The 13,915-nt window shown below is 63.5% G+C and carries 12 protein-coding genes; 4 read left to right on the forward strand and 8 right to left on the reverse strand.

The window, feature by feature from the left end; translation table 11 throughout:
- Positions 1-75: 75 nt before the first annotated feature.
- Positions 76-1,713, reverse strand: a complete 1,638-nt coding sequence (locus GA645_RS21355; protein WP_256675984.1) for an MFS transporter — start codon at positions 1,711-1,713, stop codon at positions 76-78.
- A gap of 278 nt (positions 1,714-1,991) precedes the next feature.
- Positions 1,992-3,656: a GMC family oxidoreductase gene (locus GA645_RS21360; protein WP_152225181.1), complete on the reverse strand. Its 1,665-nt coding sequence runs from the start codon at positions 3,654-3,656 to the stop codon at positions 1,992-1,994.
- Between the two features lie 265 nt (positions 3,657-3,921).
- Here GA645_RS21360 and GA645_RS21365 point away from each other — a divergent pair, with 265 nt between their 5' ends.
- Entirely contained in the window at positions 3,922-4,827 is a 906-nt protein-coding gene (locus GA645_RS21365) for a LysR family transcriptional regulator (RefSeq protein ID WP_152225183.1), read from the forward strand.
- 153 nt (positions 4,828-4,980) lie between these two features.
- On the opposite strand, the gene GA645_RS21370 is transcribed toward GA645_RS21365, so the two are convergent.
- Complete coding sequence (locus GA645_RS21370; RefSeq protein ID WP_178119586.1) at positions 4,981-5,763, reverse strand: DUF2971 domain-containing protein; 783 nt, start codon at positions 5,761-5,763, stop codon at positions 4,981-4,983.
- A 330-nt stretch (positions 5,764-6,093) separates the two neighbouring features.
- Between GA645_RS21370 and GA645_RS21375 the strand changes: the two genes are divergently transcribed.
- Entirely contained in the window at positions 6,094-6,579 is a 486-nt protein-coding gene (locus GA645_RS21375) for a BRO family protein (RefSeq protein WP_152225187.1), read from the forward strand.
- 55 nt (positions 6,580-6,634) lie between these two features.
- On the opposite strand, the gene GA645_RS21380 is transcribed toward GA645_RS21375, so the two are convergent.
- From GA645_RS21380 to GA645_RS21395, 4 genes are all read right to left on the reverse strand, one after another.
- Entirely contained in the window at positions 6,635-7,300 is a 666-nt protein-coding gene (locus tag GA645_RS21380; protein ID WP_152225188.1) for a hypothetical protein, read from the reverse strand.
- 348 nt (positions 7,301-7,648) lie between these two features.
- Positions 7,649-8,194, reverse strand: coding sequence for a DUF4256 domain-containing protein (locus GA645_RS21385; protein ID WP_152225190.1), 546 nt, complete (start codon positions 8,192-8,194; stop codon positions 7,649-7,651).
- Positions 8,195-8,287: 93 nt separating this feature from the next.
- On the reverse strand, positions 8,288-8,770 hold the full coding sequence (gene eco, locus GA645_RS21390) for a serine protease inhibitor ecotin (RefSeq protein ID WP_152225192.1): 483 nt from the start codon (positions 8,768-8,770) through the stop codon (positions 8,288-8,290).
- 110 nt (positions 8,771-8,880) lie between these two features.
- On the reverse strand, positions 8,881-9,591 hold the full coding sequence (locus GA645_RS21395; protein ID WP_152225194.1) for a tellurite resistance TerB family protein: 711 nt from the start codon (positions 9,589-9,591) through the stop codon (positions 8,881-8,883).
- A 443-nt stretch (positions 9,592-10,034) separates the two neighbouring features.
- Here GA645_RS21395 and GA645_RS21400 point away from each other — a divergent pair, with 443 nt between their 5' ends.
- Positions 10,035-12,029: a tetratricopeptide repeat protein gene (locus GA645_RS21400; RefSeq protein ID WP_152225196.1), complete on the forward strand. Its 1,995-nt coding sequence runs from the start codon at positions 10,035-10,037 to the stop codon at positions 12,027-12,029.
- Here the strand turns inward: GA645_RS21400 and GA645_RS21405 are convergent, their stop codons facing one another.
- Positions 12,030-12,737 carry a tellurite resistance TerB family protein gene (locus tag GA645_RS21405; protein WP_152225198.1) on the reverse strand — a complete coding sequence of 236 codons (708 nt, stop codon included), beginning with the start codon at positions 12,735-12,737 and terminating at the stop codon, positions 12,030-12,032. It lies immediately after the preceding gene.
- 248 nt (positions 12,738-12,985) lie between these two features.
- On the opposite strand from GA645_RS21405, the gene GA645_RS21410 reads away from it, so the two are divergent.
- Positions 12,986-13,897, forward strand: coding sequence for a LysR family transcriptional regulator (locus GA645_RS21410; RefSeq protein WP_152225200.1), 912 nt, complete (start codon positions 12,986-12,988; stop codon positions 13,895-13,897).
- Positions 13,898-13,915 lie beyond the last annotated feature (18 nt).

Here is a 13,915-nt window from a genome sequence, read left to right on the forward strand (position 1 = left end):
GGGGCGCTCCTGCAAAAACACCGCACAAACGAAAAGGCCCGGCATCACGCCGGGCCTTCTCACATCAACAACCGATCAATCCGCATGAATATCGTTGTGCCGCGTCTCACCCAGGAACAGCAGCGCGCACACCAGGCTCACCGCCGCGATCAGCACCGGGTACCACAGGCCGTAGAAGATATCCCCGGTGTACACCACCAGCGCGAACGACAGGGTCGGCAGCAAACCGCCGAACCAGCCATTGCCGATGTGGTACGGCAGCGACAGCGAGGTATAGCGGATGCGGGTCGGGAACAGTTCCACCATCAGCGCCGCGAGCGGGCCGTAGCAGAGGCAGGAGATCAGCACCAGCGCCACCAGGATGGTGATCACCATGCCCTTGTTGACCAGAGCCGAATCCGCCTTGGCCGGGTAGCCCGCCGCCTTCACCGCCGCGCTCAGGGCAACGGCGTCGAAGCCTTCGAGGCGCGTCTCGCCCACGGTCACCACCACGCCACTGCCGACCGGCGCCGCCTGCGTGCTATAGGGCACACCGCTCTTCACCAGCAACGTTTTCACCTGGTCGCAAGGGCTGTCGAATTTGGCCTTGCCCACCGGGTCGAACTGGAAGGTGCAGGTCGCCGGGTCCGCCATCACGGTGATCGGCGCACTGCGCGTGGCCTGGTCGATCTGCGGGTTGGCGTAATGCGTCAGCGCCTGGAACAACGGGAAGTAACCCACCGCCGCCAGCGCCAGCCCCGCCAGCAGCACCGGCTTGCGGCCGATCTTGTCGGAAAGCCAGCCGGCCACCACGAAGAACGGCGCACCGATCACCAGCGCGACGATCAGCAGTTCGTTGGCCAGCGCGCCATCCACCTTCAGCACCTGGGTGAGGAAGAACAGCACGTAGAACTGCGCGGTGTAGAAGGTTACCGCCTGGCCTGCGTTGATGCTGAACAGCGCGGTGAGGACGATGCGCAGGTTCTTCCAGTTGGTGAAGGACTCCTTGAGCGGCGACTTGCTGGTCTTGCCCTCGGCCTTCATCTTCAGGAACGCCGGCGACTCCTGCATCGACAGGCGAATCCAGGTGGAAATACCCAGCAGCACGATCGACAGCAGGAACGGCAGGCGCCAGCCCCAGGTCTCGAACTCATCGCCGGTCAGCTGGCGGCAGGCGAGGATCACCAGCAGCGACAACAGCAGGCCGCCGGTGGCGGTGGACTGGATCCAGCTGGTGTAGCTGCCGCGCTTGTTCGCCGGGGCGTGCTCGGCCACGTATATCGCCGCGCCGCCATACTCGCCGCCCAGCGCCAGGCCCTGGAGCATGCGCAGGGCGATGAGGATGATCGGCGCGGCCACGCCGATGGTGGCGTAGGACGGCAGCAGGCCGACGGCGAAGGTCGACAGGCCCATCAGCAGGATGGTGGCGAGGAAGGTGTACTTGCGCCCGATCATGTCGCCCAGGCGGCCGAACACCAGTGCGCCGAAGGGCCGGACCAGGAAGCCGGCGGCGAAGGCCAGCAGGGCGAAGATGAAGGCGGTGGTGTCGTTCACCCCGGCGAAGAACTGCTTGCTGATGACCGCCGCCAGGGCGCCGTAGAGGAAGAAGTCGTACCACTCGAACACCGTGCCGAGCGACGAGGCGAAGATCACCTTGCGCTCTTCGCGGCGGGACGGCACGTGCCGCTCGAAGGACCTGCTCTGTGTCGCGTTCGTCACTGCTGGATCAGACATTGCGGGCTCTCCTGCCCCTTCCCGGGGCTCTTATTGTTGTTTCAGCGTCGACTACCGCGGGTGACGTACCGCGCGATAGTGGTTTCTGAGGCTCCTGTTCGAGCGACTGTCTTCGACGGAACCTGCGAAACAAGGCCCGCCCATACTGAAAATTCGGCCTACGCACGGCCCCGTAGGATGGTGTGGAGCGAAGCGATACCCATCAATTCAGTGCACCGACAGCATGGGTATCGCTTCGCTCCACCCATCCTACAAAGCGTTCGCCAACGAACCTCCACTCACGCAACGGGAGCTTGCTGCTGCGCTTGCGCAGTAGAGGGGATGACCTCCGGTTTGCGCATGGGTTCGCTCAAAATCATCTGCGCCGCCTTCTCGGCGATCACCAGCACCGGCGAGCAACTGTTGCCGGAGGTCAGGCTGGGCATGATCGAGGCATCGGCGATGCGCAGGCCGGGAATGCCGTGCACACGCAACTGGCTGTCCACCACCGCCCCCGTGCCCTGCCCCATGCGGCAGGTGCCGGCCGGGTGGAAGATGGTGGTGCCGACCTCGGCGGCGGCGCGGTGCAAATCCTCCTCGGTCTGGTAGTCCGGGCCGGGCTTGAACTCTTCCGGGCGGAAGCGCGCCAGCGCGGGAGCGGCGGCGATACGACGGGTCAGGCGGATGGCATCGGCGGCCACGCGCAGGTCTTCCGGATGGCTCAGGTAATTGGGCTGGATGATCGGCTTGTCGCTTGGGTCGAGCGAGCGCAGCGTCACCCAGCCCCGGCTCAGCGGGCGCAGGTCGCAGACCGATGCGGTGAAGGCCGGGAAGCTGTGCAGTGGCTCGCCGAAGCGCTCCAGCGAGAGCGGCTGCACGTGGTATTCGAGGTTGGCCGAGCGCTGGTTCGGGTCCGACTTGGCGAAAGCGCCGAGCTGGCTGGGCGCCATCGACAGCGGGCCGCTGCGTTTGAACAGGTACTCCAGGCCCATGCCCATCTTGCCCCAGATCGTGGAGGCGATCTGGTTCAGCGAGGGCGCGCCGCTCATGCGATAGATCAGGCGCAACTGCAGGTGGTCCTGCAGGTTCCCGCCCACGCCGGACAGCTCATGGCGCACGCCGATGCCGTGTTTCTCCAGCAGGTCGCGCGGGCCGATGCCGGAGCGTTGCAGCAGCACCGGCGAGTTGATCGCGCCCGCACAGAGGATCACCTCACGCCTCGCCCGCAGCTCACGGCGCGCACCCTGCCAGTTCACTTCCAGCCCGCTGGCGCGGCCGTTTTCCAGCAGCACGCGCTGGGCTTCCACGTTGGTCAGTACGGTGAGGTTGGACCGGTTGGCGATGGGCCGCAGGAAGGCCTTCGACGCATTCCAGCGCACGCCCGAACGCTGGTTCACCTGGAAATAGCCGCAGCCTTCGTTGTCGCCACCATTGAAGTCCTCGACGAAGGGGATGCCCGACTGCGCCGCCGCCTCGCGGAAAGCATCGAGGATCGCCCACGACAGCCGCTGCTTCTCCACCCGCCACTCGCCGCCGGCGCCATGCAGCTCACTGGTGCCGGCGAAGTGGTCTTCCATCCGGATGAACAGCGGCAGCAGATCGCTCCAGCCCCAGCCGGGATTGCCCTCGGCAGCCCAGCCGTCGTAGTCCAGCGCCTGGCCACGCATGTAAATCATGCCGTTGATCGAGGAACAGCCACCCAGCGTGCGCCCGCGCGGGTACTTGATGGCGCGGCCATTTAGCCCCGGCACCTGCTCGGTGTCGAAGCACCAATCGGTGCGTGGATTGCCGATGCAGTAGAGGTAACCGACGGGGATGTGAATCCAGGGGTAGTTGTCCGGGCCGCCGGCTTCGAGCAGCAGCACGCGGTTGGCGGGATCGGCGGACAGACGATTGGCCAGCAGGCACCCGGCGGGGCCCGCGCCGACGATCAGGTAGTCATACACATCCAGTGCCTGGTGCATCGAAAGTCCCTCGTCGTGCTTGTTCTTTTTGTATGACGACCGAGCCGAGGCTCAGTTCGACAGTCGTCGAGCGAAGGTCAGGCGAGGCAAAAATCGGTGAGGACACGGAGTTAACACGCAGTTAATGAGCAGTCCGAACCGACTTTTAACGAAGCATCACCGATGCGTAGACACTGTCGGGCTGAGCCTAGTCGTTCGTTCGTGATAAAAGAACACTCGTTTCGAGTCAGCTGCTGTGCGTTTTCTAACAACAAGGGCCGCCGAGATGTTCGACTGGAATGACCTGCGCTACTTCCTGGAACTGCACCGCAGCGGCCGCCTGCTGACCACTGCCAAGCGCCTCAGCACCACCCATGCGACCGTGGCGCGGCACATCGATAACATCGAGCGCGACCTCGGCACCCAGCTCTTCGCCCAGCACACCGGCGGCTACCAGCTCACCCCGGCCGGACAGGCGCTGCTCAAGCACGCCGAGGCCATGGAGAACGCTGCCCTCCTCGCCCAGGAGGAAATGAGCCAGGCCATCTCGCCGCTGGGGCAGATCCGCATCGGCGTCACCGAAGGCCTGGGCAGCATGTTCCTCGCCTCGCGCATGGGCGAGCTGATGCGCCGCTATCCGGGGCTGGAAGTGGAACTGGTGTCGGTGCCGCGCTTCGTCAGCATCACCAACCGCGAGGCGGACATCGCCATCACCCTGGAGCGCCCCAGCGCCGACCTGGTGATCAGCCGCCGCCTCACCCGCTACCGCCTGAGCCTGTTCGCCAGCCCGGCCTACCTCGAATCCGCCCCGCCTCTGCGCGACCGCGAAGACCTGTGCAAACACCCCTGGATCGGCTACGTCGACGACCTGCTTTTCAGCCAGGAACTGCTGTTCCACCACAGCTTCTGCCGCCACCCGCAGGTGGTGTTCCGCAGCACCAGCGTGGTCGCCCAGCAGCAGGCCGCCCAGGCCGGCATCGGCATCGCCATCCTCCCGCAGTACATGGGCCTGCACGATCCGCTGCTGGTGCCGGTGCTGCCGGAGGAGTTCATCGAGCGGGAATACTGGATGTGCACGCGACGGGAACTGCACCGGTCGGTACGGCTGAGATTGGTGTGGGATTTTCTGCTGGACTTGTGCGAACGCGAGCAGCAGATGCTGGTCGGTGGCAAGACCGCCGCGCTGACGTAGGGCGTACAACCGTTCGCGGTTGTACGCCGATATACCTCGGCGTGTCGTCGGCGTCAGGGTGACGTCCGGAGTGCCCTGAAGCCAAGGTCAAGCGGCGGATAACGTCGAACGTTATCCGCCCTACGCGTTCAAGACATTAAAATAATACAGAGATTAATATACTTTCTTTTTATTCAAACAAAAATAGCGACCATCCAACTCAACATCAAATATCTTTATAGCCACACCAGTAGACCTAACCAGCCTCACAATCTCTGCGCGAACATCTGGACTCATCCTTGCCCCAAGGAAAACACTTCGAATCGCCGCCACTGGGAAATCATAAACCCCGGGACCACCATTACTTGAAATCAACTCAGAGATTTCATCAAGGCATGCTTCCCCATTTTGATATCGCTCAAAATAAAAATCCCGCTCATCTTCTTCAATTGTGCGTCTTATCACTCGCCACTCACCCTCATACTCCCAGTGAATGGATTTTTTCAAGAATACATTCTCCAAAAGCTCATCAGACGAAGAGCCAATAGTCACACAAGGTCGATCAGGACTGTACAAGACCTTTATTGCATCATGAAACGGCGGATAACCAGTATCAAACCCAACACAAATACCGGAATGATCAAATGCATAATGAGACCACATCAATATGCTCAAAGGATATTCTGAAAGGCATAATATCCCTATTTTACCCTTCCAATCATTCGAAACAGCGTCCGGATTGGCCAATCTAAACAATCTATTTACTTCACCCGCCTGCCGCCTGGAGAGCCCATACATAAGTGGCGACCTAGATATATCAATCTTTGCCGAAAGCTCAAATGGGTCATTAAATCTCAGCGGCGAAGAAAAATAGATATTCCCCTCCAGCAGCCTCTTAAATCTGCGGACATTCTCAGGAGAGCTAACAGAGCAATATTTGTAAAGAGTCCTTTTCAATTTTATCCTCAAACTCATAGCTCGAATACATAGCCAAACAGGTCAGTAATTTAGCACCAGGCCATCGTTTAGCCCTCATCCGCGACTAGGTGGTTGACCACCCTCTATCAACCGTCTAGATTCCGCCCCGGTGCTGAACACACCTCTCACGACGTCCCACCGCTCCGAAATGGCGGCCTAAGCGGCTATAGCTCTTGCTATGGCCGGGTAGCGCGCAGCCATACAAAACCCGAAAGGGGAAAACTGCGGGCGGTTCGTGAGCCGTGTTCAAGTACCCGGTCACCCCTCTGAACAAGGGGTGGAATGAACAAATCTCACGAGTTAATCATCATGACCACGGACGTCATCACTGCCTCCGGGCAGCCATCTTCACCTCTTTTCCCCACCCTCTTCTTCCGCCACAAACGCCGCATGCGCGCCCTGTTGATCGAGGGCCAGCCCTGGTTCGTCGTGCAGGATCTGGCCAAGCTGATGAACGCCTTTCTGGAAGACCGCGTCGGGCGCAATCTCGATGCGGATCAGGTGTGCCGCCTGATGGTCCAGGGCGACCACGGGCTGGCCGAAGAAATGGAGCTGATCAGCGAGTCGGGCCTGTATGCCTCGCTGATCTACTTCCACCATCCGGAGAACCGCTGCATTCGCCAGTGGATCACCCACACCGTGGTGCCGAGCCTGCGGGCGGAGACACAGACGCCGGATGAGCGGCCGCAGCGTCGCTTGCTGCGCTGGGAGCGCCAGCAGTTGAGTGTGCTGGATTGGCAGGGGCAGGTCTGGGTGCCGTTGCCGGACCTGTCGCAGGTGTTGCCGCCGAGTTGAGGTCGGGCGCCCCGCAGCTAGTGCTGCGGGGCACTTCAGCCGCCGTAGCGGCGGATCATGCGGCGGCTTTCACGGTGGGAACGTTGTTGCCGGCGGCGTGCAGGACGTTCGGGTGCTCGTCGAGATACGCCTTGATGCGCCTGGCGCTGCGCATTGCCTCGTAGGTCTTGCCGACCCACCCCGCCACCAGCACGGAAAGCAGGAAGCCGGCGGCGCCCAGGAGGAATCCATAGATCGGCATTTTCACGATCAGTGCCGCCCAGACCAGTGCGCCGCTCAGGGTGAGTGCGATGCTGACGATCAAGGCGCTCCAGGCTTCGAGGATGTCTATCGGCTCGAAGTGAATCCGGGGGTATTGCCCGAGCGGCAGCATCTTCAGGTACCTGGCCGCGGCGCGAACCTCTTCCGGCGCCCAGATACCGGCCCGGAACAATTTGATGAGCACCAGCATCTGCTTGCGGTTGGCCCGTACGCCGGAAACCGCGCGGAATTTCGCCAGCTCCATTTCGCTGTCGAGGTAGTTTGCCAACTCACCCTCCGTTCGAGCGTCGGCGCACACTTCCGTCAGGGTTTTCAGTTGTCCTCTGGCGAAGTACCCAAGCTCGAAATCGGACGCTCTCCACAGCATGATCAGGGCTCTGACCAGCGCAGCCGCCACGCCGACGAAAGCCGACACGCCCGCCAGCCCGGTCAAGAGTAAATCCCACCAATTGGCCGCCATTTCCGCTCCTCCTACGACAAGAAAGGACGCACCCTGCCACGGCGGAAGTTGCGGTCTCCATAGGCGACCCTGCGGATAGGAAAGTCCGCTATGAACTACGGAAATGGCACACACGCGGGTCAGCGAAATGCCAACTTTCTGAGACGCGCACGGGGGAGCTTTTGTAGGGGGAACTGCCATTTGCGTACTTGTAGGATGGCGTAGAGCGAAGCGAAACCCATCAATTCCGTGCACCGACAGCATGGGTATCGCTTCGCTCCACCCATCCTACGAACTGCGGCAACGCGAGACTGGGGCCTTCAGGAAGAATGTTCGCGAGCAGGCTCGCCCCACGAAGAGTACTCGGCGTCAGACCCGCAACACTCCACGGAACCCGCGCGCGGCGTAATAGGACTGCGCGCCATTGTGGTAGACGAACACAGTGTCGTAGCGGCGGTCGCAGAACAGCGACCCGCCGAGCTTGCGAATGGCCGGCGGCGTCTGCACCCAACTGGAAGTCTTGGCGTCGAACTCGCCAAGCTTCTGCAGTTCGCGGTACTGCGCTTCGCTGAGCAGTTCGATGCCCATGGCCTGGGCCTGCTCCAGCGCGCTGCCGGCGGGTTTGTTCTCTTTCCTGGCGTCCAGCGCCTCGCGGTCGAAGCAGAGGCTGCGGCGGCCGGCGGGGCTTTCGGTAGAGCAGTCGACGAAAAGGTATTCGTCGGTGGCGTCATCCTGGCCGATGACATCCGGTTCGCCCCCTGTGCTTTCCATGGCCTGCAATGAACGCAGCTTCTCCGGCCTGGACTCCAGCCGGGCCCGGACCCGGGCCCAGTCGATGCCCGGGTGACGGCTGGCATGCTTGTCGAAACGTGCTTGCAGCAGGCCCAGCAGCTCTGCTTGTTGCTTGGCGTTCATCGGGTTCTCCAGTCGGTCCTTCGAGTGCGTCGATCGAGCGTAGCGGCAACGCTCTCTCGGCGCACGTGGGTGGAAGCCCGATAGAAGGCGGGATTATTCCGCGCGGGCGTGTTCGACCTTCTCGGACGCCGACCAGATGCGATAGCGCACTTCGACATCCTTCGGTGCATAGATCACGATCGGCAGCTTGCTGTTGTAACGCAGCACGAAGCCATCGCCGACCACCGGCACGAAGTCCTTGCGGGTCTTGCCGTCCGGGCAGGCCATCAGGGTGCTGGCCGGGCCGCTGACCTTGTCCAGGCGATAGTAGGAGTAACCCCAGCCTTCCAGGGTCTTCTCTTCCAGGGAACCGCCCAGGCGCTGGCGATTGCAGTCGACGGCCAAGGTCTTGCCGGCCAAGACCTCGACCTTGAGGTCGTCTTCGCGAGCCTGCTTGGGCAGGTGGATGACCTGACGGACGAAGCCGTCCTCGGCCTTGGGATAAGGCGCGACGTCTTCGAGCTTGGCGGCATTGGCCAGGGTGGCGGTGACGCTGAGCAGCAACGCGGTGGGGAGGGTGAAACGAACGAACGGCATGAAGCCTCCTTGCAGAATTGAAGAACGAACGCACCACGTGGGTGCGCTCGTCTGAATTCCTTTGACCTCAAAGTTGTACGAACGCTCCTACAGCCGGACTTGAAGTTGTATCAAGCTGCTTCACCACCGGCCTTGGCCTGCTGCTCCAGGTGAGCCTGCAGTTCCGGGGCGAGGTTGAGGTTGTAGGCGAGTTCGTCCAGGTAGGTGCGCTCGGTGCCCTGCTGGTCGTCCACCAGCATCACGCTGACCAGGTACATCTCGGCGGCCACGGCCGGGTCGCCCTGGGCGGATTCGGCGACTTCGGCGGCGTCCAGCGGTTTGCGCACCTCGGCGTCGAGCCAGTCCTGCAGTTCCGGCTCATCGGTGTGGCGGGCAATCTCCGCCTGGATGGCAGCCTTCTCCCTTTCATCGATGCGGCCGTCCGCCTTGGCGGCGGCGATCATCGCGCGCAGGATCGCGTGGCTGTGGGCTTCGGCCTCGGGGCCGGAAAGCTGGTCCACGGTCATCAGTGACTGCTGCTGCGAGGGATTGGCGTTCTGCTGGCGCTGCCAATTCTCGTAGGCCTGGAAGGCCATCATGCCCAGCGAGGCGAGCATGGCGTAATTGACTCCGCCGCTGCTGCCAGTACGGCTCTGGGGCGCGCCGCCGCCGAGCATGCTGCCCAGCACATCGCCCAGCCCGCCGCCGGCACCGCCAGAGGAGCCGCCGAGCAAACCACCCAGTAACCCGCCAAGGCCGCCCAGGCCTCCCGCGCCACCTTGTTGCACCGACGTGCCTTGACCGGCGCGCAGCAATTGTTCCAGTAGATCCGAAGTGTTCATGGAGTGACCCTCGCCGGCTTGCGTGACGCGCTTTGCCGCGTCGCCAACCTGTTGCAGCAATGAACTCTGACCTGCCTTGAGCAGTTGTTCGAAAAGAGAACCAGCATTCATGAGATGACAACTCTCGCTATGCGTTGGGCAACGATAGTCCCGCCTCGCCGATGCGCCAGCGCCGTTCGCCGGCCTGTGCAACGTGGCGGAACGCCTGGCGGCGGAGACTAGCGCTGACAGGAACGACGCACCGGCCGGGCGCTGCCCGAGTGGGTCATTTCATGCGGATTGCGAGGGGTGTCACGCTGAGCTTCCGGCACTTCGCGACCCCCTCGTCCCGGCGCCCACTCGTGCGCCGCAACCAAACCTTCAGCGATATCTGACAGCCGTTTCCGAATCATCCATGAGCCCTTTTGCAGAAGATATCCGGCATCCCCTCCCGGAGAAAATTCATGCGCCAGCGCCAACCCAGCCTGTCATTGCAGACCATCATCGATGCACTCAAAAGCGGCGCCCTCGCCCGTGGCGAAACCCTGGCGCGACAGCTCCTGCGCACGCAGCCGCGCAATGCCGACGCGCTGCATCTCTGCGGTGCCGCCTGCCTGATGCAGGAGAAGGCAGCCCAGGCGCGGGACCTGTTCAAGCGGGCCCTGAGCGTTCGCCGGGACGGCACCTTCTACCTGAATCTGGCCCTGGCCGAGCGCGCGTTGGGGAACGATCACGCGGCGGAAGCGGAGTTCCGCAATTGCCTGCAACTGCAACCGGGAAATGCCAAGGCAGCCAACAATCTGGCGAATATCCTCAATCACCAGCGCCGTTACGCCGAGGCCGAACAGCTCTACCGCCAGGCGATCGCCAGCAATCCCGGCTATGTACTGGCCTACAGGAATCTGGCCAATCATCTGCGTGAACGTGGCTACAGCGAGGCGGCCATCCCATTGATCAACCAGGCGCTACGGATCAGCCCCGACGACCGGGAACTGCAACTGGAGCTGGCGCGGGCCCTGGAGAAGCGAAAGCGCTATGTCGAGGCGGCCCAATGGTTCAACAGAACCCGCCATTGGGGCGACTTGCAGTTCGTCCTGCGCAACCTCGGCGACTGGTCACGGTTGGCAGAGGTGGACTCGGCGCTACTGCAGCAGCTGCAAGATCCCGCGCAGGAACGCACCACGCCCTGGAGCCTGATCAACCTACCTGAGCTCTCCCCGCAGCTGCACTGCGACGCCGCCAGACACTACGCCGAATCCTGCTGGCCCGGAGAGCTGGCCGCCGCAGCGCTGGCCGGCGAACCGGCACCGGGTGAACGCCTGCGCATCGGCTACCTCTCCAGCGACTTCTACGGCCATGCGACCATGCACCTGATGATGGGCGTGCTGGAGGCCCACGACAGCGTCAAGGTGGACATCCATCTCTTCGACTACAGTCCGGAGCGCGAGGACTACTTCACCCACCGCATCGCCGCGACCGGACTGCCCCGCCACAACCTGCGCGAGCTGTCCGACGAGGCGGCGGCCAAGCTGATCGCCGAGCAGCGCCTGCATATCCTGGTGGACCTGAAGGGCTACACCACCGGCGCGCGCCAGGGCATAACCGCCCTGCGCCCGGCGCCGGTGATCGTCAACTGGCTGGGCTACCCGGGCAGCCTGGGGCATCCGCGCCTGGCCGACTATCTGATTGGCGATCCAACCGTAACGCCCGCCGGGCACGCCGAACATTTCAGCGAAACCCTGGCGCTGATGCCGCACTGCTACCAGCCCAATGATCGCGATCGGCCATTGAGTCCGCCACCCGGCCGCATCGAAGCGGGACTGCCGGAGCAAGGCGTGGTGTTCTGCAGCTTCAACCAATTACTCAAGCTCAACCCGAGTGAGTTCGATCTGTGGTGCCGTCTGCTGCGCGAGGTGCCCGGCAGCGTGCTCTGGCTGCTCGAACCTGAGGTGAAGGAAGCCCGCGACAATCTCCGGCGCGAGGCGCTGCAACGGGGAGTCGCGCCCGAGCGCCTGGTGTTCGCGCCGCGCCTCAAGCAGGCGGAGCACCTGGCCCGGCTGGCGCTGGCCGACCTGGCCCTCGACAGCTTCCCCTGTACGTCGCACACCACCGCCAGCGACGCGCTCTGGGCTGGAGTGCCGCTGGTGACACGGCTGGGCCGGACCTTCACCAGCCGCGTGGCCGGCAGCCTGCTCCAGGCGCACGGGTTCGAGGAGCTGGTGGCAGAGGATGCGCAGGACTACTTCGAGCGTTTGAAAGCACTGGCTCTCGACGGCCTCATGCGCGATGACCTGCGCCTGCGACTGGGCGCGGCAAGACTGAACTCGCCGCTATTCGACACGGCCCGCTTCACCCGCGATCTGGAAGCGCTGTACCGAGCCATCTGGGAGCACCACCGTTGCGAGCCGGAGGAGCGCACGGCGGTGGTCACGATCAGTGAGAAACGGCCCGAGCACTGATCAGGCTGGCACTGCATCCAGCGCCTTGCGCGCCTGGGTTTCCAGCTCCACCTTGAGGCCGGCGTCGAGGCTCAGCTGGCGGGCCAGCTCATCGAGGTAGGCGCGCTCCATGAAGTTGGTCTCGTCGATCATCAGCAAGCTGGCCAGGTACATCTCGGCGGCCATTTCCTCGCTGGTGGCGGCGCGGGCGACTTCGGCCGGGTCCAGCGGCTTGGCCAGCTCGCCGTCGAGCCAGCCCTGCAGTTCCACGTCGCCGGTGAGCTTGGCGATCTCGCCGTCAATCATCTGGCGTTCGCGATCATCGATGTACCCGTCGGCCTTGGCCGCCGCAACAATGGCCCGCAGGATAGCGTGGCTGTGCTGTTCGGCCTGCGCCGGAGGCAGGCGGTCGACGGTCTGCGGCTCGCCGCGCGGGGCGCTGGCCTGCTTCTGCTGCCAGTCGCCGTAGGCCTTGTAGGCGAGCACGCCGAGCGCTGCGAGGCCGCCGTAGGTGACGACCTTGCCGCCGACCTTGCGTGCCTTCTTGCTGCCCATCAGCAAGCCCAGCGCGCCCGCAGCCAGGGCGCCACCACCGGCGCCGGAGAGCAGGCTGCCCAGGTCCAGGCCGCCCGCCTTGCCAGAGGAAGAGGATGGCTGACCGCCACCCTTGTTCTGCAGGAGGTCCTGGCCGGATTTGAGCAACTGGTCGAGCAGGTCGCGCGTGTTCATGGCGTTCTCCACTGTCTATCGATAAATGTGGATTCCGACTCTAGCCCGGAGCTCGATTCAGACGGAGCGGCAGTGTGCATCCGGATATTGCGAGCCTCTGCCAGCGGACCCGCAGGGCAATAAGCCGCTTTCATTCGATAAAAAAGAATGGTCCTATAGATTTTCGATAATCAACAATGAAAAGCGCTGGAGTGCCGTCCTAGACGCCTGCACTCTGCCATCACCGATTCGCAAGCGGCCCACCGCCCATGATGACGCTCCGTCAGATCCGCCATTTCATCGCCGTCGCCGAGACCGGTTCGATCTCCGCCGCCGCCCAGGCTGTGTTCATCTCCCAGTCGACCCTGACCCTGGCCATCCAGCAGCTGGAGGAGGAAATCGGCGTGCGCCTGTTCGACCGCCACGCCAAGGGCATGACCCTGACCCACCAGGGTCACCAGTTCCTGCGCCAGGCGCACCTGATCCTGGCCACGGTGGAGAACGCCAAGCGCAGCCTGCAGCAGAGCACCGACCAAGTAGCCGGCAGCCTGACCATCGGGGTGACCAGCCTGGTAGCCGGTTATTACCTCGCTGACCTGATCAACCGCTTCCAGCGCGCCTACCCCAACGTGCAGACCCGCGTGGTGGAGGACGAACGCCCTTATATCGAACACCTGCTGGTGAGCGGCGAGATCGACGTGGGCGTGCTGATCCTCTCCAACCTGGAAGACCGCCACGCCCTGCAGACCGAGGTACTGACCCACTCGCCGCACCGCCTCTGGCTGCCGGCGCAGCACCCGCTGCTGGAGCGCGACAGCATCGGCCTGGCCGATGTGGCCGGCGAGCCCCTGATCCAGCTGAACGCCGACGAGATGGGCCTGCACACCCAGCGCATCTGGTCGCGCGCCGGGCTGGTGCCGCAGGTGACGTTGCGCACGGCGTCCGTGGAAGCGGTGCGAAGCCTGGTAGCGGCCGGCCTGGGCCTGTCGATCCAGCCGGATATGACCTACCGCCCCTGGTCACTGGAAGGCGACATCATCGAAGCGCGGCCGCTGGTGGACCTCTCCGAGCCGCTGGACGTGGGTCTGGCCTGGCGCCGTGGCACCGCGCGACCGGCACTGGTGGACCCGTTCCTCACCGTGGCCCGCGAGCAGCCCAACGCGAAGAAGCTGTCGATCTGAGGAGGGCCAGACGACTCC

This window comes from Pseudomonas sp. SCB32, assembly GCF_009189165.1.
Lineage (GTDB): Bacteria > Pseudomonadota > Gammaproteobacteria > Pseudomonadales > Pseudomonadaceae > Pseudomonas.

What these genes read in the sequence shown, in the direction of transcription:
- GA645_RS21400 (WP_152225196.1), top strand. Translation starts at nt 10,035, where the DNA reads ATGCGCCAGCGCCAACCCAGCCTGTCATTGCAGACCATCATCGATGCA.
- GA645_RS21410 (WP_152225200.1), top strand. Translation starts at nt 12,986, where the DNA reads ATGATGACGCTCCGTCAGATCCGCCATTTCATCGCCGTCGCCGAGACC.
- GA645_RS21395 (WP_152225194.1), bottom strand. Translation starts at nt 9,591, where the DNA reads ATGAACACTTCGGATCTACTGGAACAATTGCTGCGCGCCGGTCAAGGC.
- GA645_RS21360 (WP_152225181.1), bottom strand. Translation starts at nt 3,656, where the DNA reads ATGCACCAGGCACTGGATGTGTATGACTACCTGATCGTCGGCGCGGGC.
- GA645_RS21365 (WP_152225183.1), top strand. Translation starts at nt 3,922, where the DNA reads ATGTTCGACTGGAATGACCTGCGCTACTTCCTGGAACTGCACCGCAGC.
- eco (WP_152225192.1), bottom strand. Translation starts at nt 8,770, where the DNA reads ATGCCGTTCGTTCGTTTCACCCTCCCCACCGCGTTGCTGCTCAGCGTC.
- GA645_RS21405 (WP_152225198.1), bottom strand. Translation starts at nt 12,737, where the DNA reads ATGAACACGCGCGACCTGCTCGACCAGTTGCTCAAATCCGGCCAGGAC.
- GA645_RS21385 (WP_152225190.1), bottom strand. Translation starts at nt 8,194, where the DNA reads ATGAACGCCAAGCAACAAGCAGAGCTGCTGGGCCTGCTGCAAGCACGT.
- GA645_RS21380 (WP_152225188.1), bottom strand. Translation starts at nt 7,300, where the DNA reads ATGGCGGCCAATTGGTGGGATTTACTCTTGACCGGGCTGGCGGGCGTG.
- GA645_RS21355 (WP_256675984.1), bottom strand. Translation starts at nt 1,713, where the DNA reads ATGTCTGATCCAGCAGTGACGAACGCGACACAGAGCAGGTCCTTCGAG.
- GA645_RS21375 (WP_152225187.1), top strand. Translation starts at nt 6,094, where the DNA reads ATGACCACGGACGTCATCACTGCCTCCGGGCAGCCATCTTCACCTCTT.